We start from the raw sequence: 18,114 nt of genomic DNA on the forward strand, positions 1-18,114 counted from the left end.
ATTCGCGTTATGTGACTATAATGGCAATGAAGGTACGCGTAAAGCGTATATTATAGAATAGCACAAGCTAGCTTATAATATGTGTGACAAACGAAGTAATTTTACGAAAGAGGTGGACCTGTTGAAGAAATTATTGCTTTTAACGACTGGTGGGACAATTGCATCTGTAGAGAGTGAAAATGGTTTAGCTCCAGGTGTTAAAGCTGAGGATCTTTTGAGCTATTTAAACGAAATTAATGCAGAATATACAATGGACACAAAGTCCCTAATGAGTATAGATAGTACAAATATGCAGCCTGAATACTGGGTTGATATCGCAACAGCCATTTATGAGAATTATGATGAGTATGATGGGTTTGTCGTTACTCACGGAACTGATACAATGGCCTATACATCAGCAGCGCTGTCTTATATGCTGCAAAATCCTGATAAGCCGATCGTGATTACAGGTTCACAAATTCCGATTACTTTTAAGAAAACAGATGCGAAGAAAAACATCACAGATGCGATTCGCTTTGCATGTGACGGTGTTGGCGGCGTGTATGTCGTGTTTGATGGCAGGGTCATCCAAGGAACACGTGCGATCAAACTAAGAACGAAAAGCTACGATGCATTTGAAAGTATTAACTACCCATATATTGCATCAATTGAAAACCATCAAATTGAATACAATAGCAAAGTAAAAAGAACACCAATGAAACCGCTTAAATTAGATGCATCTTTAAACACAGATGTGTGTCTGTTAAAATTGCACCCAGGCCTAAAGCCTGAGTTTTTAGATGCAGTCAAAAGCATGTACAAAGGCGTCGTCATTGAAAGCTACGGCAGCGGCGGGATTCCTTTCGAAGGAAGAAACCTTTTAGAAAAGATCAACGAACTGCTGGAAGAAGGCATTTCTGTTGTCATCACCACTCAATGTCTTGAAGAAGGAGAAGACATGAGTGTGTATGAGGTAGGACGCAAGATCAATCAAGAATTGGTGGCACGTTCAAGAAATATGAATACAGAAGCTATCGTGCCGAAACTGATGTGGGCACTAGGCAAAACAACAGATCCAAGAGAAGTCAAAAAGATTATGGAAACGCCAATCGCAGAAGATTTAGTGATTTAACTATTCTATAGAAAGCAGGTCATAAGAGATGGTTCAAGCAACTTATCGCTATGAGAAGGATTTTCTTGGTGAAAAAGAAATTCCAGCAGACGTGTATTATGGGGTTCAAACCCTTCGTGCAAAAGAGAATTTCCCGATTACAGGATACCGGATGCACGAGGAACTTATTAGAGCCTTTGCCATCGTGAAAAAAGCAGCAGCTCAAGCCAATATGGAAGTTGGACGTTTATATGAGGGAATTGGAAATGCCATCGTTCAAGCGTCTGATGAAGTCATTGAAGGCAAGCTGCACGAGTACTTTATTGTCGATCCAATTCAAGGCGGCGCAGGAACGTCTATGAATATGAATGCCAATGAAGTGATTGGAAACAGAGCGCTAGAAATCATGGGACATCAAAAGGGTGAATACATTCATTTAAGCCCAAACACACATGTGAACATGTCGCAATCAACGAATGATTCATTTCCAACGGCGATCCATATTGCTGTGCTCAAGCAGTTAGACATTCTGCTTGAAACGATGCAAGTCATGCAGGACGTCTTTCAAAAGAAAGCGAAAGAATTCGATCATGTGATCAAAATGGGTCGTACGCACTTGCAGGATGCTGTTCCAATCCGTTTGGGACAGGAATTTGAAGCTTACAGCCGTGTGCTGAGCCGTGATATTAAGCGGATCAACCAATCAAAGCAGCATTTATATGAAGTCAATATGGGTGCAACAGCAGTTGGGACAGGCTTAAACGCAGATCCCCGCTATATTGAGATCGTGGTGAAAAAGCTCGCTGATATTTCTGGTCTTCCTCTTGTAGGCGCAGAGCATCTCGTGGATGCAACGCAAAATACAGATGCTTACACAGAAGTATCTGCCGCTTTAAAAGTATGTATGATGAACATGTCTAAGATTGCCAATGACCTTCGCTTAATGGCATCTGGTCCGCGCGCAGGTCTTGCTGAAATCGCATTGCCAGCCCGCCAGCCTGGATCATCCATTATGCCTGGGAAAGTCAATCCAGTCATGGCAGAGCTCATTAACCAAATCGCATTCCAGGTCATTGGGAACGACCACACGATCTGTCTTGCCTCTGAAGCAGGCCAGCTTGAGTTAAATGTGATGGAGCCTGTTCTGGTCTTTAACTTGCTTCAGTCTATTAGTATAATGAATAACGGATTCCGCTCATTCACAGATCACTGCTTAGCGGACATTGAAGCAAATGAAATACGTTTGAAAGAATATGTAGAAAAAAGTGCAGGCGTGATCACTGCCGTGAACCCTCACTTAGGCTATGAAGCAGCCGCTAGAATTGCAAGAGAAGCCATTTTAACGGGACAATCGATCAGAGATCTTTGCTTGCAGTACGATGTTTTAACGGAAGAAGAACTTGATATTATCTTAAATCCATACGAGATGACAAAGCCTGGCATTGCGGGTGCAGAGCTCCTAGAGCGATAATAATATCAAAAATTTTATTTTATTAATATGTGGAATTGCCTGTGAAAAAAGAGAAAAACAGGCAATTCACTTTCTTTCGAATCGACGCAATTTTTTCACAATATTTTGAAAACGCTTAACGCACGCACAAAGGGAGGAAACACAATGAAATCACCACGTCTACCATCTATTTTAGAAGTCGTATCTGTACTTGGCTTGTTTTTAGCGATTGTTTTATCATTTACTCTTTACTTCAAATTAGATATTCAGCTAGCATTGTTTATCTCATGGTTTATGGTTATTGCTTTAGGTATTCGATTGGGGCATTCATACAAAGATCTTCAAAACGCCATTACAAAAGGGATATCGAATGGTTTAGAGGCTGTTTTAATTTTAATTGCTGTAGGTGCACTTGTTGGAACATGGATTGCCGGCGGAGTGGTACCAACATTAATTTATTATGGACTGGAATTTATTCATCCTAATATATTCTTACTAGCTACACTGATTATCTGTTCTATTATGTCTGTTGCTACAGGAACATCATGGGGTACAGTTGGAACCGCAGGTATTGCCATGATTGCGATTGGTGAAGGTTTGGGAATTCCATTACCTATCGTAGCTGGTGCTGTTTTATCTGGAGCCTATTTTGGCGATAAATTATCTCCATTATCTGATAGTACTGTGCTTGCTTCCTCACTTTCAAAAGTGGACGTGCTCGCACATGTTAGAGCGATGATGGTCTTATCCATACCGGCCTTTGTCATAACTGCCATTATGTTTACAATTACCGGGTTTATGTATGGCGGAAAAAATATTGATCAAGGAAAAGTAGAGTTTTTGAAACAAGCACTGCAAGATACATTTACGATTAATATTTGGATGATCATTCCAGCGCTTATTGTTGTGCTATTACTTGTCTTGAAAAAACCTTCAATGCCTGTTATTGCGATTGGTGCGCTCCTTGGTGCAGTTTGGGCAATGGCATTCCAAGGAATGAATCCAGCCGATGCACTTGGTACAGCTTATAATGGTTTCTCTATCAATTCAGATGTAGACTTCTTAAATACATTGTTAAACCGCGGTGGTATCGTTAATATGTTAGGGTCTCTAGTGGTGATTATCCTGGGACTTGGTTTCGGTGGAGTACTAGAATATTTAGGCGTATTAAAAGTCATCGTCGCTACATTTGAGAAAAAATTACATAATGCAGGGAATGTAACGCTGTCTACACTCGTTGTTGCGTTCTTCGCCAATATCTTTGGCTGTGCGATGTATGTATCGTTAATCCTTACACCAAAAATTATGGAAAAGAGCTACGATAAATTAAAGTTAGACAGACGAGTTTTATCCAGAAACTCTGAGGTCGGTGGTACGCTTACGTCTGGTATGGTTCCATGGTCAGATAACGGTATTTACATGGCAGGAATTCTTGGCGTATCGACATTCTCGTATTTACCATTTATGTGGTTGAGCTTTGTCGCCATTGGTCTTGCGATCATTTACGGATATACGGGTAAATTCATTTGGTACGTGAAAGATCAAAAAGAAAGAGAAGAATCGGCCTCATAAGCCTTTGCAAAAGCCGCTCCTGAACGGGGCGGCTTTGTTTGTCCTAGGACCGTGCGACTATATGTGGCATATAGCAGATAAACAGGAACTTAGACCTCCTATAAAAGAGGGCTAAAGGGGTAGTGTGAAGCAGAATGAAAGCATATTTATCCCATAAAAAGGGCACAAATCCCTATTCAAACATGAGTCTTTGAACCTTATAATAACAATATTGGAAAAAGTGCTATTCACCTTACGCTCGTTTAGAGGGACTCTAAGCAGCGTTTTTATTTTTTGACAGGAGGAGGAACCCATATGAGCTTATCGGATATGCTGTCTGCCCTTAACGGTGGCATTTCAAATAAAAAAGCAGAAATTGAAGAGAAAATCGCTCGACTCAAAAAGGCGAAAAGCAAGGTTGAACGTGAACAAGATGCGGCAGAAACGGATTTAAAGCAAATCAAGCAGCCAAAGCTTGGGACCTCTTGGAAAGGTGAGCGAAGCCAGGATTTCAAAACAGACCGAAATGAAGCACATGATGCGCTGCAAACGATCGTGAATGATAAGTACCCACGCTATGTGAGCCGTATCGAATTCAAAATCAGTACATTAGAAGCAGAACAAGCTGCGTTATCCTTTGCCAGTTCCTTAGCTGGAGACGCCGCACGTCTTGCTGAAAAAGGAGAAGACGCAGTAGAGGACGCAAAACGCTTGATCTCAAAAGCATGGAGCAGCTTGTAAGCGAGCTTTATGCTGAACAAATCTGGAGGATATCACAATGGGACAAATTAAGTTAAACTACCAAACAGTCATGGATAAACTAGATGAAGTCTCCCAAGCAGTCGAAGCTTTAGCGATGAAAAAAGCAGCAGATAAAGCGGGTGAAAACAGCCTTGAATTTGTGACCAAGTGGACGGCACGTGAAGCAGAGGTGAGCGAAATGGTCTCAAGCTTTAAAGAAGCCTTAATTAAAAATGTTCAGGATACACGCTCTAACGTGAAAACATTAAAAGAACAAGACGAAGCGATTGCTGCAAAATAATCAGCACAATCGCTTTTATTTATGGGTACCATTAACACGATGTAAATTATAGTCTTAAAGACTCATATAAAATTCAGGTTGTAAGACCTTGTATTATTCCGTTTTTCTTCCAAACGCGTCATTAAAAGGACACCTTTTCCCTATTTAAGGCTGAGGCTTTTCGCCTTATACTATACTTAATGAAAGCAGAACGATAGAAATGTCAGGATTGGAAAAATCAAGTGAGTCGATAGTTTCCAAAGGCGCTCACGCCGTGCTTTCGTATGAGGTCAGATAGAGGTGGATGACATGAGTTTATCCGAGATGCTGCACCATCTGCATATGGGAATTGAGAACAAACGTGCAGAATTTGACGAAATGATCTCTCGGTTAAAGACAGCCAAAAGCAATATTCGAACAGAACAAGATCTTGCCCAGTCAGATATCAAAGAAATCAAAAAGCCTGCTCTAGATTCGTCATGGAAAGGTGAGAGAGGAACCGACTTTCATCGCCACCGGAAAGATGCTTATAGTGTGATGCACGACATCGTCAACAATGAGTATGAAAAATATATAACAGAGATTGATCAAAAAATCTTGCACTTTGAGTTGAAAAAAATGGAGCTGGCCGTTGCCAGTAATTTTGCAGGAAGAGCTCAGGACGTGATGGAAAAGGGCGAGGATTTTGCAAAGGATGTTAAACACTTGATTGAACGGGGCTGGAAAGCTCTTTAAAACCATAAATGAAACAGCCGTCTCATAAAAGGGCGGCTGTTTTTTTGTTTAGTCACATCCGCCACCGCCGCTATCGCCTGAATCACTCCCGCAGGAGGCATCAGAAGCGTGATGGGTATACGAATCAGTATAAGTACTTGTCGTTGAACTATGATGTGCAGAACGCTTAGCAGATGCACGTTTATCCTTTGATGTGAACAAGCTGGCAATGATGGCTCCTAAAGAAGCTAATATGATAATGACAACAAACATAAAAGCACCCCTCCTCTAGTTTCATATTCATACGAATGAGCCATATCTAGGTTCCCGATTTGAAAGAAATACTGGGCAAAGAGTTCTATTTTCGTTTATGATGATAGGCAAAAGTAAATGCCAAGGAGGAGAGCCCATGCTGTCTCTACGTCAGGAGGAGCTTCTGAAACGATTGATGCAAGCGGAGCAGGAACTGACAAGTGAAGAAATTGCCCGTGTGATCGGAGTCACATCACGAACCATCCGAACAGATATGAAAGCGCTTAAAATAATCTTAGAAGAACATGGTGCTGCACTGCATATTAAACGCGGGGCAGGGTATACATTGACCGTTGAAGATTATGGGGCATTTCGTACATTTTTGAAAAAGTCACTGAGAGAAAGAAATGAGAAAAAGGAACCGTTCATTCCCAATCAGCCTGAGGACCGTGTGGCTTATCTATTGAAAAGGCTGCTTCTGTCAGAAGACTATATCAAATTAGATGGATTGGCAGAGGAATTATTTGTGAGTGAATCTACAGTGAAAAATGATTTGAAAGCTGTCAGGCACTTGTTTTCATTGCATGGACTTTCTATATCTCACCGGCCTAAATATGGTCTGCGTCTGACAGGCGATGAAATGAAATTAAGATATTGCATGGCCGAACTTGTGTTTTGGCAGGAACACGCGAACTCTGCACTGTTACCCGAAGAAACATATCAATTGATTCAGGACATCGTGCGTTCACGTACAAAAGCCACCGGACTTCATCTATCAGAAATCGGTTTAAGTAATTTAGTGACCCACATTGCCATCGCATGCAAACGAATTGAAGAAAAAAAGCTGGTTCAGATGCCAGAAGCGGAATTGAAAGAAATTCAAGTGCAGCCAGTTTTCCAGATAGCTCAACAAATGTCAGAAGATATTCGCCGCGTATTAGCGATTGATTTTCCGTTATCTGAAATGGCGTACATCGCGATTCACTTAATGGGGGCAAAGATGATGGCATATGGAGAGGCTGGTCATACGTTATTTCATCTGCTGGACGAAGATCATTTTCGTTTCACTCACCAATTGCTTGCTTATGTAGAGGAGCATATGTCACTTGATATTCAGTTTGATAAGGAGTTGATCGTTGGATTAAGTCTTCATTTGCGTTCCGCCATTCATCGTTTTAAATACGATATGAACATCCGAAATCCTTATTTACCAGACATTAAAAGGCATTATCCCATTGCGTTTGAGGCGGGTGTCTATATGGGCAGATGGCTGAAGGAAAAAGAGGGTGTTGAGATCCCTGAGGATGAGATCGGGTATTTGGCGCTCCATATTGGGGCTGCAATCGAGCGGACAAAATCACAGCATGTGAGAAAGACATGTCTTATTGTGTGTGCGACGGGTGTCGCCAGCAGTCAGCTTCTTCTTCATAAGCTCACGGCGGCTTTTAGCGGAAGGCTGGAGATCGCTGGAACTGCAAGTGTCGGGGAACTTCCTTCGTATGACTTGAGAAGCATTGATTTTATTATTAGTACCATTCCGCTTCAGAATACATTGCCGGTGCCAGTGATTGATGTACATACGATTCTAAGTGACGATGATATTGTGCGGCTGAAACGATTTGTGCAGAATTCACAGGATACAGGGGTTTTGCGGTATGTGAGTCCGGCGCTGACATTTTTTCAGCAAGACCTGCATTCAAGGGAAGAGGTTCTTCAATTTTTCGTGAACGTGCTAAAGGAGCAGCATCGAATCCCAGACGAGTTTGAACAATTATTGCTAGAAAGAGAGCAAGTGTCACCCACATCTTTCGGTCATTTGGTTGCGATTCCTCATCCAATTAAACCGGCAACAGATGACACGTTTTGTGCGATCTGTACGTTGAAAAAACCAGTGCTGTGGGGAGAAGATCGAGTACAAGTCGTATGCTTGTTAAGCATCCAGAAGACGTATCAAAAAGAATTACAATCGCTTTATCAATTTCTTGTGCGGCTGACAGAACGGAAGGAAGTGGTCGAACAACTCATCAAAGCCGCTTCATTTGAAGAGTTGACAGCTGCGCTTCAAGTATTGGAGCAGTCAAATGAAAAAACGCGGCAATCATTTCCGCATCTGTGAGGAAAAAGATTAGATGTTAATGAAAGCGCTTTTAAAATAACATCAAAAAGGAGGATGATCACGAGTTTTTGCAAAGGGGGAGACGGATCATGAGCTTCAAGGAGAAAGCGGCAGATGTCATGGGGCATGTGGCTTATCGCATCACCAACCAGAAATATATTATGGCGATTAAACAGGCATTTGTCACACTGATGCCGATCATCATTACAGGAGCTTTTGCTGTACTGGTGGCGAATATGATCATGAGCCCGGAAACAGGGCTTGCTCATTTTGAGATATTCAGGTTTTTAGCAGAGCTTCAGCCTATTATGAAGGCAATCAATTATGCCACGCTGAACTTTTTAACCATTGGGGCTGTGTTCCTCATTGGGATTGAGCTTGGGAAAATCAACGGGCACAAGTCTCTGTTCCCAGGATTGATGGCATTGATTTCATTTATATCTGTTATTCCAACGACACTTCTTCTTGAAGTCGATGGATCGATGCGTGAGGTTGTTGACGTGTTGGCAAGACAATTTTCCGATCCAAAAAGTTTATTTTTAGGAATGATCATTGCGATCGTATCTGTGGAGATTTTTTGTAAGCTGACCGAGGTGAAATGGCTGCAAATCAAGATGCCGGATTCGGTTCCGTCGAATGTGGCGACATCTTTTTCATCACTTTTCCCATCGATCATTACAATTACAATCATTAGCTCATTCGGCTTTGCATTTCACCGGTTGACAGGCATTTATTTGCATGAAGCAGTGTATAACGTGGTGCAGCGTCCATTAGAAAGTGTTGTACAGGGGCTGCCTGGGATTTTAACGTTGATGTTTGTGGCGCAATTTTTCTGGGTGATCGGCATTCATGGCAACCAGATGATTAAGCCGATCCGGGAGCCGCTCTTATTAGGATCGATTGCAGTGAATATGACAGCATTTCAAGAGGGAAAAGAAATTCCGAATATCATCACGATGCCGTTTTGGGATGTGTATATGAGCATCGGTGGTTCAGGTGTGACCATTGGTCTTTTGATTGCGATTTTTATTGCTGGGAGAAGGGAAGAGATGCGAAGCATTGCCAAGCTCTCATCTGGACCCGGATTGTTCAACATCAATGAACCCGTTATTTTTGGATTACCTGTGATGCTAAACCCTGTGATGGCGATCCCATTTATCATCACACCGCTTGTGACAGGTACGATTGGTTATATAGCGACGGCTACAGGATTCGCTGGAAAAGCGGTCGTGATGGTGCCGTGGACGACACCCCCGCTTGTGAATGCATGGCTGTCCACCGCTGGCAGTATGGGAGCTGTCATTACACAGCTTATCTGTATTGTGGTTGCTGTTTTCATCTATTTACCGTTTGTCCTCTTGTCTAACCGCAAGCCAGAAGCAGCACCAGATTCAGAATAAAAGGATGGTCTTCACATTCAGATGAGGAAAAGGGAGGCGGCGACATGAACAGAATCGAGATTCCAAGTGATTTTATCCTAGGTGCTGCGGCTTCTGCTTGGCAGACCGAGGGATGGAAGGGAAAGCGGGCGCATCAGGACTCGTACATCGACTTATGGTACAAGGAAGGATATCACGTGTGGCACGAAGGCTATGGTCCGGCTGGTGCGACAAACTTTTACGAGCGCTACCCTGAAGATGTAGCCTTAATGAAAGAGATTGGGCTGACACATTACAGGACATCGATCAATTGGTCGAGATTTCTCATAGATTACGAGAATGGGATAGTGGATGAGGCCTATGCTCGTTACATTGATGATCTGATCAATGAATTAATTGCAGCAGGTGTAGAACCAATGTTTTGCTTAGAGCATTATGAGCTTCCTGCCGTTTTGCTTGAAAAGTACGGCGGATGGTCATCAAAGCATGTCGTCGAGCTGTTTGTTCTCTATGCGGAAAAGGTGTTTGAGCGCTACGGGGACCGGGTCAAGCATTGGTTTAGTTTTAATGAACCGATTGTTGTCCAGACACGTGTTTATCTAGATGCCATCCGGTATCCGTTTGAGCAAAATACGAAGAAATGGATGCAGTGGAACTATCATAAAGCACTGGCAACAGCAAAGGTGGTGAAGCTGTTTCAGGAGATGGGTTTGAAGGAATCGGCAGGAGCCAAAATCGGCGTGATTCTCAATCCAGAAGTGACGTATGCAAGATCGTCTGCCCCGCATGACCAAGAAGCAGCACGTATGTATGACTTGTTTTTTAATCGAGTGTTCTTAGACCCTTCCATCAAAGGGGAGTATCCAGAGGAACTGATCAATGTGTTAAAAAAGCATGATATTCTTTTCGATGCCACAGAGGAAGAGCTTCAGATCATCAAGAATCATACGGTGGATGTCGTCGGGCTCAACTTGTACTATCCGCATCGTGTCAAGGCGCCGAGTAAGGCCTGGAACAACGGGACGCCTTTTCATCCATCCTATTATTACGATATGTTTGAGCTTCCAGGGAGAAAAATGAATCCTTTCAGAGGCTGGGAAATCTACCCGAACATTGTCTATGATATGGGGATGAGGATAAAAGAAGAATACGGAAATATTGAGTGGTTTGTGGCCGAAAACGGCATGGGTGTAGAAAAAGAAGAACGGTTTAAAAAAGAAGACGGCATTATTGATGATCAGTATCGTATTTCATTTATCAGCCAGCATTTAAAGCGGGCACTTCAAGCAAAAGCAGAAGGATCAAATTGCACAGGCTATATGCTGTGGGCATTTACAGACAATGTCTCGCCGATGAATGCCTTTAAAAACCGCTACGGATTAGTCGAAATTCAGCTGGAGAATGAACGAAATCGTCAGCTGAAAGCATCTGCGTATTGGTACAAGACATTAATCAAAACAAGAGAACTGAAGGTTGAAACAGAAGTCATTTATCAATAGGAGTGATGGGATATGAAACGAATCATTCTCGCTTGTGCAGCAGGAATGTCGACGTCCATTGTGGTGTCGAAAATGAAGGCTGCGGCAGAAGCTAAAGGGCTGGATTACTATATTTATGCTATACCAGAAGGAGCCATTGCAGATGAACTAGAAGAGCATGGAGAGGATGTACAGGCGATTTTACTTGGACCGCAAGTAAGCTTTATGAAAAAGGCAGCTGAAAAAACGGCGGCACCTTATCAAATACCTGTCGATGTCGTCAATGTAAGATTATACGGAACAGCAAACGGAGAAAAAATTCTAGAGCATGCACTGAAACTAGCAAATGAATCTTGAATAATTGGAGGAGAAGCAGATGACGGTATTAGAGGAAATGCAGGGAGCAGCCTTTCAAATCATTGCCCATGCAGGCGAGGCAAGAAGTCATTATGTAGAAGCGATTCGTCTAGCAAGAGCGGATGATTTTGAAAAAGCGCAGCAGTTGATCGAAAAAGGGGAGGAAGCGTTTCGAAGCATCCACAACCTGCACTTGTCGCTGATTCAAAAAGAAGCGGCAGGTGAACAGCTTCCTTTTTCTTTACTGCTGATACACGCAGAAGATCAAATGCTCACAACAGAGACCATTCATCTGCTCGCCATCGAAATGATCGAAATGTGTAAAAAAATGAATACCCTGTCAAAATAGATGTCAATGAATAACCAATTTCTGTTATAATCATTCGGTAGATAAAGAGAAAGCAGGATTGGTGAATGAAGAAAACATGTATACTGATGACGGTTGGCCTTATGCTGCTGCTCATTTCGGGCTGTATGGGAATGAAGGAGCAGGCGGAAGGAAGCCAGCAAGTCGTCAAAGAGGAAAAGGGTCCATTACAAACAAAAGACATTCAGCAGAAAAAAGAGACAGCAGGGATAGAGACACAAAACTGGATGAAGGAAAAGGAGCCGGTCGAGCTTCCGATTTTGATGTATCACAGTATCTCAAGCGGGAACTCGTTACGTGTGCCAAAAAGCGAATTTGCAGCTCATATGAAATGGCTGAAGGACAACGGCTATGCCACACTGTCGCCAGAAGAGGCGTACCGCGTTTTCACAACAAATTCGAAGCCAAGTAGAAAGAGTATCCTCATTACATTTGATGATGGATATACCGATAACTATACAAAGGCATTTCCGATTTTAAAGCAATATGGAATGAAAGCAACGATTTTTATGATTGAGCAATCCATTGGCCGTCCTAATCACCTAACGGATGAGCAAATGGATGAGATGATGGCACATGGGATATCAATTGAGAGTCATACGATTCATCATTTAGAGCTCAATCGATTATCAAAGCAGCAGCAGGAAGAGGAGTTAAAAGGATCAAAGACATTCTTCGATCAGCGATTTTCTCAGCGTACGAGAATGGTCAGCTATCCTGTCGGGCGCTATAATGAAGAGACGTTGAAACTGGCGAAGGAAGCCGGATACCAAATGGCTGTCACCACTGAACCAGGACATGCGAAGAAGGAGCAAGGCATGATGTCCTTGCACCGCGTCCGCATTTCACCGGGACTTTCACCAGAAAGCTTTGGCAGGCTGGTAGAAGGGAAGTAACGATCAATGTTTCACATGAAACATTTTACGACAAGTTTCACCAAAATGAATCACCGCGCATACACCTTGACATGATATGGACAGAACTTTCATGACCATGGGAGTTCTGTTTTTGAAAAAAATACTGCATTGTCATTCAAACCCTACATCGTATGAAACACCTCAAAGAAAGTCACCAAGTATCAAGCCCACCAATGAAGTAACAAACAAATTTGCTCAGCATCGCAAAAACTTAAGAAACACTGCATAGAAAAACCAATTGAGAAAAGAAAGGGAGAGGGGAATATGTCAAACTTTTTTGGAATCGACCACGTTCAACTAGCTGCTCCAAAAGGCAGTGAAGAGAAAGCTCGTTTGTTTTTTGGCGAAATTTTAGGGATGAAAGAAATCCCTAAGCCTAGTAATTTAGCTAAACGCGGAGGTGTCTGGTTCCAATGCGGTCATCATCAGCTTCACATTGGCATTCAGGAACATTTTCAAGCTGCAAAGAAAGCTCATCCAGCTTTTCTTGTAAAGAGTCTATCGGAATTAAAAGAAGCATTATTGAAGCATCACATTCGTATAAGAGAAGATGAGCCATTGGAGGGAGCCAATCGGTTTTATGTAGAAGATCCTTTTGGGAATCGAATTGAGTTTTTAGAGAGGAGAGACTAGAAGACAAAAATAAGGCTGTCGAGGAAATCTCGACAGCCTATTTGTTATTGATAAACGGGATAGCCCGTTATTTTAATATCTTTTCCGAGTGGTTCCACGGTGAGTTGATCCAGTTCAATGGCATCACTCATGAGGCGTATGCCTTCGCCTCCGAAAAAGGAAGGAGAAAGTCGTCCGCCAATGAGCTTAGGCGCCATATAGATGACAAGTTTATCTACAAGCTGCTGTTCTAAGAACGAGGCGTTAATCTGACCGCCGCCTTCAATCATGAGAGAGGAGACATTTTTTTCTCCCAGCACTTGAAGCACTTCTTGAAGGGGCACCCGCGTGTCGCTGTCTGTCATGAAGACACGGACGCCAGCTTCTTCTAAGGCCGCTCGTTTTTCTTCATCGGCTTGCTTTGTTGTAAAGATCCATGTAGGTGCCATCTGATCGGTGACGATCTTTGCTGTCAGCGGTGTTGACAGCTTTGAGTCTAAGACAATTCGAATCGGATTGTTCCCATTTGGAATCCGTGCAGTTAATGATGGATCGTCGTGAATGACGGTTTGAGCACCGACCAAAATCGCATCATTGATACTGCGGATATGGTGAGCATCACAACGGGATGTCTCAGATGTAATCCACTTGCTGTCAAACGTGGTAGAAGCGATTTTTCCATCTAAGGTAATGCCCGCTTTGAGCGTCACGAAAGGTGTTTTTTTCGTAATATAGTGATTAAATACTTCATTCATCAGAATGGATTCCTGTTCAAGTACGCCCGTGATAACTTGTATGCCAGCGTCTTGCAAAATGGCAATCCCGCGGCCAGCGACAAGCGGATTTGGATCAAGTGCTGCCACGACAACAGTTTCGACGCCGGCTTTTACAAGTGCTTCCGCACAAGGGCCTGTGCGGCCATGGTGGGAGCAAGGCTCGAGGGTCACATAAATGGTGGCTCCTCTTGCCTTGTCTCCGGCCATGTTGAGTGCATGAATTTCAGCATGCGGTTCACCGGCTTTCATATGAGCACCGACTCCAACAATTTCATTCTCTCGCACAATCACAGCCCCGACGAGCGGATTCGGAGATGTCTGACCTTTCATTGCCCGTGCATTATCAAGGGCTAGCTTCATATATCGCTCATGATGTGGCAATCGTACGCACCTCTTGCTCCGCCTTCATGTGACCTGAGCGGTTGATTTTTGTCTGCAAGTATTTTTCGTTAAATTCAGAGACATCTCCCCAAAGCGGAATGCGTCCAGAAAGAGATAAACCTGCATGGCTGATCGCATCTGTCTTTTTCGGGTTATTCGTAATGAGTCTGACCGGCTTTGTACGAAGTGTTTGAAGAACGGCAATGGCTTCTTCGTATTGACGTGTGTCATCTTCAAAACCAAGTGCTTCGTTGGCTTCTACTGTATCGTAGCCGTTTTCTTGAAGAATATAAGCCATAGCTTTACTGAAAAGACCAATGCCGCGCCCTTCATGATTGGCTAAGTAAAACAGGGCTCCTGCTCCATTGTCCTCAATCATTCGCATAGACTGCTTCAATTGGAATCCGCAGTCGCAGCGCTTGCTTCCGAAAATATCGCCGGTGTGGCAAATGGAATGCATGCGGATAAGGGCTTCGTCAGCGTGCTCAAAATCCCCATATACAAGAACGCTTGACTGCTGATGATCAGCAAGCTGGCGGGACGAGAGGCTTTCAATTAAAGCTTCATCTGACAATGGCTCTTTTCCATCGTCTTTTAACCATGAATACCAGTTGAACATGACGGTTCTGCCGTCTAAATTCACTGGCAGTTTAATGGGTCCAGTGATATATATATACCCGTCTTCTTGCTGTACTCGTTTGATTTTATCTTTTAATATGGCTGTTTTAAGCTCTGTGTGTTTGTCCATATTCTGCACCTTCTTTTTAGTCTGTTTCTTCAATCTGTAAACGAACGAGAACGCCAAATGGATCAATAAATTCGCTGTTTTTTCCTGTCGTATTGACTTGAGTGCCTGCTTTTGTCAGACGTTCGATGACGGATTGTCTGTCTGCTTCTTCTGGGAAAACCAGTGTATAGCTTCTAATTCCTGAAAAACGTGGATCAATGGCTCCTTTTCGTCCGCGTCCCCATGCATTAAAGGCAAGGTGGTGATGATACACGCCACCAGCAATGAATAAGCTTGCTGTGGGAGCCATTCGGATATGAAAACCGAGCGTGTTCACATAAAAGGAATCGGCTTCTTCTGGGTTGAGATGGAAATGCAAGTGACCCATGACTGTACCAGCCGGGAGTCCTTCCCAGGTGGAATCAGCGGCTTCTTGCAGGAGACCATCTCCATCAAGCGGAGCATTTCCGCCACCTTTCACTTCTCCATGCTCACCTACCCATATGTCCTCAGGACGATCAGCATAAATTTCGACGCCAATGCCGTCAGGATCACTTAAATAAATGGCTTCACTGAAAAAATGATCGCTTGCTCCAATTAAAGGATAGCCTTTTTTGAGCACATGCGCCAGCCATGTGCCCAGGTTTTTTCTGGTAGGTAATAAAACCGCAAAATGATAAAGTCCTGGCTCATGATCAGGCTTCTCTTTCAGCTGCACATCTTCTTTCAGCACAAGGATTGGTTCCTTTGCGTTGCTGCCAAGCGTGACAGTAGAATCCGTCTGTTCTAATAAAGTAAAACCTAAAATGTCTGTATAAAAAGGCAAAGAACGCTCAAAGCTGGACACATGTAATTCTGTTACACCTAATCTTACCTGCTCGATTGTATTCAAAGCTCGGTCATCTCCTTCATGTTATATGCATCTGCATGTTCAATGGTTTGTTGAAAATTGATAAAAATGAATACCTTGTTACTTTTAGTAACTAAACTATATAATAGTTAGTGACTTATTTCAAGTAATTAATTATGTTATAATGAAAAAAAGAGAAAAAAAGCAGGAGGGAGTAAGATATGGCTCAAGTAGATGGCTGCCCAATTACAGATGCCATGGAGATTCTAGGCAAGAAGTGGGTCATTCTCATCATCAATCAGCTTCTGACAGGGCCTAAGCGTTTTTGTCAGCTTGAAAATGAAATGAACATCAGCGGAAGATTACTATCAGAAAGGCTGAAGGATTTAGAAGCTGAGGGACTTGTTGAGAAAAAGGTATACCCCGACATTCCAGTGCGGATTGAATACGAATTAACAGTACAAGGGAAGAAAATTGAACCGATTATTCGTGAAATGTATGCTTGGTCTTTAGATCGTAAAAACAGCAAAATAGAGGAACATGTTCCTTCTTAATCGATTTCGATCAGTGTGTCTGATCGAAATTTTTTTGTGTGATTTTCCAGAAAACTAAGACAATAGTATGAAAAATGATGTTGACAATCATTTCATGCATTATATAATATCAAGGAGAAGAGGGTTCTTTTCCCTGTAATGGAATGGAGGTTATGCCATGGTATTATGAATGGGACAGATTGCCTAAAACACGTATCATTCCATCATTTAGAAACAGACATCTTTGACTTTTTGGAAGCAAAGATTTATTTTTTCAACTCAATTGATAATGATAATCATAATCATCTATAAGTGTGTTCCAGCACTTATGAAGGTTATTTTTTTTATTATCTATTGAGAATAATTATCAATATCATTTAGGAGGGTTCACATGAAAGTCATTCGTTCAACATCACCCGTATTATTATTCCTTAGTTTTGTTCTATTATTTGCTCTAGCTCCTGTTAGCTCAGCCTCAGCAGCTGGCTTAGCAGATGGTCAATATTCAGCGCAATATGTGGTTTGGAAGGCTGATAGCGATTCGACTTCAACAGCGAATACGTATTTTGAAAAACCAGCCAAGCTTGTCGTAAAGGATGGAAAAATCAAAGCGCAAGTCACATTAACCAATAGCTCTTGGATCACAAGCTTTAAAACCCTTGATCAAGGTGTCTACAAAGATGCGAATGTGATTAGTACCAATACAGCTGCAAATAAGAGAACGGTAGAATTTAATGTGGACAGCCTGACTGAGGTCGTACCAGCAAAAGTGAGTGTGACTGTACCGGTTATCGGATATACAGGTAATTACGATATTCGCCTCAAATTTGATGCGGCATCTGTTCAATAGAAGGGGAGGAAATTCGCTTGATGAAAAAATGGATGAAGCATCCAGTCTTCATGGCCGCTTTTTTACTGGCACTTATACTGCCTTTTTCAAACGCACAGGCTGCCACGTTAAAGGATGGTACATACTCCGTCAATTATACTGTGCTGAAAGCTGAAGGAAATGCGGTATCAATGGCAAATGATTACTGGCTGAAGCCAGCCAAAGTGATTGCGAAAAATGGGAAGCTGACTGTACAAATGACGATTAAAAATAGCAGCTGGGTAACGGAATTTAAAGTACCTGGAAATGGTGGCTATGTCGACACAACCGTTCTCTCAACGAATAAAAAAGCCAATACAAGACTCGTTCAGTTCCAAGCTCAGAGCTTGTCTAAACCAATCAAGTCAAAAATTCATGTTACTGTGAAATCTGCTGATTATGATCATGATTACACCATTCAGCTGAAATTCGATGAAAGCAGCATCAAATCACTTTCATCTAACAGTGCAAATCAATCAGCGGGTGCAGCAGAAAGTCAGCAGCCATCAAAAGAATCAACAACAAAAAAAGCTGATACATCTACTTCGAAACAAGAAGAAAATCCTCAAACTGGTGATACAAGCCAGATAGGATGGCTCCTTGTACTTGTCTTATGTTCAGGCGGGTTTTTAGCAAGAAAGTGGATCATCAAGCATTAATGGAAGGAAGTGTCAC

At 42.5% G+C, this 18,114-nt stretch carries 20 protein-coding genes; 16 read left to right on the forward strand and 4 right to left on the reverse strand.

Translation table 11 applies throughout. The features are described 5' to 3' along the window. Positions 1-121 precede the first annotated feature (121 nt). From ACLGGR_RS06060 to ACLGGR_RS06085, 6 genes are all read left to right on the forward strand, one after another. Positions 122-1,111, forward strand: coding sequence for an asparaginase (locus tag ACLGGR_RS06060; protein ID WP_142946154.1), 990 nt, complete (start codon positions 122-124; stop codon positions 1,109-1,111). A gap of 28 nt (positions 1,112-1,139) precedes the next feature. Next, positions 1,140-2,561: an aspartate ammonia-lyase gene (gene aspA, locus ACLGGR_RS06065; protein WP_034624136.1), complete on the forward strand. Its 1,422-nt coding sequence runs from the start codon at positions 1,140-1,142 to the stop codon at positions 2,559-2,561. 144 nt (positions 2,562-2,705) lie between these two features. Beyond that, positions 2,706-4,112 carry a Na+/H+ antiporter NhaC gene (gene nhaC, locus ACLGGR_RS06070; RefSeq protein ID WP_410972700.1) on the forward strand — a complete coding sequence of 469 codons (1,407 nt, stop codon included), beginning with the start codon at positions 2,706-2,708 and terminating at the stop codon, positions 4,110-4,112. Between the two features lie 294 nt (positions 4,113-4,406). Then, positions 4,407-4,832 carry a YwqH-like family protein gene (locus ACLGGR_RS06075; RefSeq protein ID WP_041118256.1) on the forward strand — a complete coding sequence of 142 codons (426 nt, stop codon included), beginning with the start codon at positions 4,407-4,409 and terminating at the stop codon, positions 4,830-4,832. 37 nt (positions 4,833-4,869) lie between these two features. Next, a complete protein-coding gene (locus tag ACLGGR_RS06080; RefSeq protein WP_024423905.1) occupies positions 4,870-5,133 on the forward strand; it encodes a YwqI/YxiC family protein in 264 nt (87 codons plus the stop codon). Between the two features lie 288 nt (positions 5,134-5,421). Then, positions 5,422-5,847 carry a YwqH-like family protein gene (locus ACLGGR_RS06085; RefSeq protein ID WP_041087582.1) on the forward strand — a complete coding sequence of 142 codons (426 nt, stop codon included), beginning with the start codon at positions 5,422-5,424 and terminating at the stop codon, positions 5,845-5,847. 48 nt (positions 5,848-5,895) lie between these two features. On the opposite strand, the gene ACLGGR_RS06090 is transcribed toward ACLGGR_RS06085, so the two are convergent. Further along, on the reverse strand, positions 5,896-6,099 hold the full coding sequence (locus tag ACLGGR_RS06090) for a hypothetical protein (RefSeq protein WP_410972701.1): 204 nt from the start codon (positions 6,097-6,099) through the stop codon (positions 5,896-5,898). A gap of 136 nt (positions 6,100-6,235) precedes the next feature. Here ACLGGR_RS06090 and ACLGGR_RS06095 point away from each other — a divergent pair, with 136 nt between their 5' ends. The 7 genes from ACLGGR_RS06095 (at position 6,236) to ACLGGR_RS06125 (ending at position 13,325) form a co-directional block, all read left to right on the forward strand. Further along, positions 6,236-8,194 carry a BglG family transcription antiterminator gene (locus ACLGGR_RS06095; protein WP_410972702.1) on the forward strand — a complete coding sequence of 653 codons (1,959 nt, stop codon included), beginning with the start codon at positions 6,236-6,238 and terminating at the stop codon, positions 8,192-8,194. An 89-nt stretch (positions 8,195-8,283) separates the two neighbouring features. Continuing rightward, positions 8,284-9,594, forward strand: a complete 1,311-nt coding sequence (locus ACLGGR_RS06100) for a PTS sugar transporter subunit IIC (RefSeq protein WP_410972703.1) — start codon at positions 8,284-8,286, stop codon at positions 9,592-9,594. 44 nt (positions 9,595-9,638) lie between these two features. Further along, the gene (locus ACLGGR_RS06105) at positions 9,639-11,072 is read left to right on the forward strand and encodes a glycoside hydrolase family 1 protein (RefSeq protein ID WP_410972704.1); all 1,434 of its coding nucleotides are present in this window, start codon (positions 9,639-9,641) and stop codon (positions 11,070-11,072) included. 12 nt (positions 11,073-11,084) lie between these two features. Next, positions 11,085-11,408, forward strand: a complete 324-nt coding sequence (locus ACLGGR_RS06110) for a PTS sugar transporter subunit IIB (protein WP_024423899.1) — start codon at positions 11,085-11,087, stop codon at positions 11,406-11,408. A gap of 19 nt (positions 11,409-11,427) precedes the next feature. Continuing rightward, a complete protein-coding gene (locus ACLGGR_RS06115) occupies positions 11,428-11,757 on the forward strand; it encodes a PTS sugar transporter subunit IIA (RefSeq protein WP_024423898.1) in 330 nt (109 codons plus the stop codon). 65 nt (positions 11,758-11,822) lie between these two features. After that, positions 11,823-12,671: a polysaccharide deacetylase family protein gene (locus tag ACLGGR_RS06120; protein WP_410972705.1), complete on the forward strand. Its 849-nt coding sequence runs from the start codon at positions 11,823-11,825 to the stop codon at positions 12,669-12,671. 285 nt (positions 12,672-12,956) lie between these two features. After that, on the forward strand, positions 12,957-13,325 hold the full coding sequence (locus ACLGGR_RS06125) for a VOC family protein (protein ID WP_034281355.1): 369 nt from the start codon (positions 12,957-12,959) through the stop codon (positions 13,323-13,325). Positions 13,326-13,369: 44 nt separating this feature from the next. Here the strand turns inward: ACLGGR_RS06125 and ribD are convergent, their stop codons facing one another. Genes ribD through ACLGGR_RS06140 form a run of 3 tightly spaced genes read right to left on the reverse strand, consistent with a single transcriptional unit; the run spans position 13,370 to position 16,080 of the window. Further along, positions 13,370-14,461 carry a bifunctional diaminohydroxyphosphoribosylaminopyrimidine deaminase/5-amino-6-(5-phosphoribosylamino)uracil reductase RibD gene (gene ribD, locus ACLGGR_RS06130; protein WP_142946160.1) on the reverse strand — a complete coding sequence of 364 codons (1,092 nt, stop codon included), beginning with the start codon at positions 14,459-14,461 and terminating at the stop codon, positions 13,370-13,372. Further along, the gene (locus ACLGGR_RS06135; RefSeq protein WP_024427515.1) at positions 14,448-15,209 is read right to left on the reverse strand and encodes a GTP cyclohydrolase II; all 762 of its coding nucleotides are present in this window, start codon (positions 15,207-15,209) and stop codon (positions 14,448-14,450) included. Before ACLGGR_RS06135 ends, ribD begins: the two co-directional genes overlap by 14 nt. 16 nt (positions 15,210-15,225) lie before the next feature. Continuing rightward, complete coding sequence (locus ACLGGR_RS06140; RefSeq protein WP_142946161.1) at positions 15,226-16,080, reverse strand: VOC family protein; 855 nt, start codon at positions 16,078-16,080, stop codon at positions 15,226-15,228. Positions 16,081-16,259: 179 nt separating this feature from the next. Here ACLGGR_RS06140 and ACLGGR_RS06145 point away from each other — a divergent pair, with 179 nt between their 5' ends. The 3 genes from ACLGGR_RS06145 (at position 16,260) to isdC (ending at position 18,098) form a co-directional block, all read left to right on the forward strand. Then, the gene (locus tag ACLGGR_RS06145; RefSeq protein ID WP_024427514.1) at positions 16,260-16,592 is read left to right on the forward strand and encodes a winged helix-turn-helix transcriptional regulator; all 333 of its coding nucleotides are present in this window, start codon (positions 16,260-16,262) and stop codon (positions 16,590-16,592) included. A gap of 370 nt (positions 16,593-16,962) precedes the next feature. Then, a complete protein-coding gene (locus ACLGGR_RS06150; RefSeq protein WP_142946162.1) occupies positions 16,963-17,421 on the forward strand; it encodes an NEAT domain-containing protein in 459 nt (152 codons plus the stop codon). A gap of 20 nt (positions 17,422-17,441) precedes the next feature. Continuing rightward, positions 17,442-18,098 (forward strand): heme uptake protein IsdC, encoded by a 657-nt coding sequence (gene isdC / locus ACLGGR_RS06155; RefSeq protein WP_142946163.1) that lies wholly within the window; start codon positions 17,442-17,444, stop codon positions 18,096-18,098. Positions 18,099-18,114 lie beyond the last annotated feature (16 nt).

This window comes from Bacillus sp. BD48 (assembly GCF_046566805.1).
GTDB classification, from domain to species: Bacteria; Bacillota; Bacilli; order Bacillales; family Bacillaceae; genus Bacillus; species Bacillus safensis.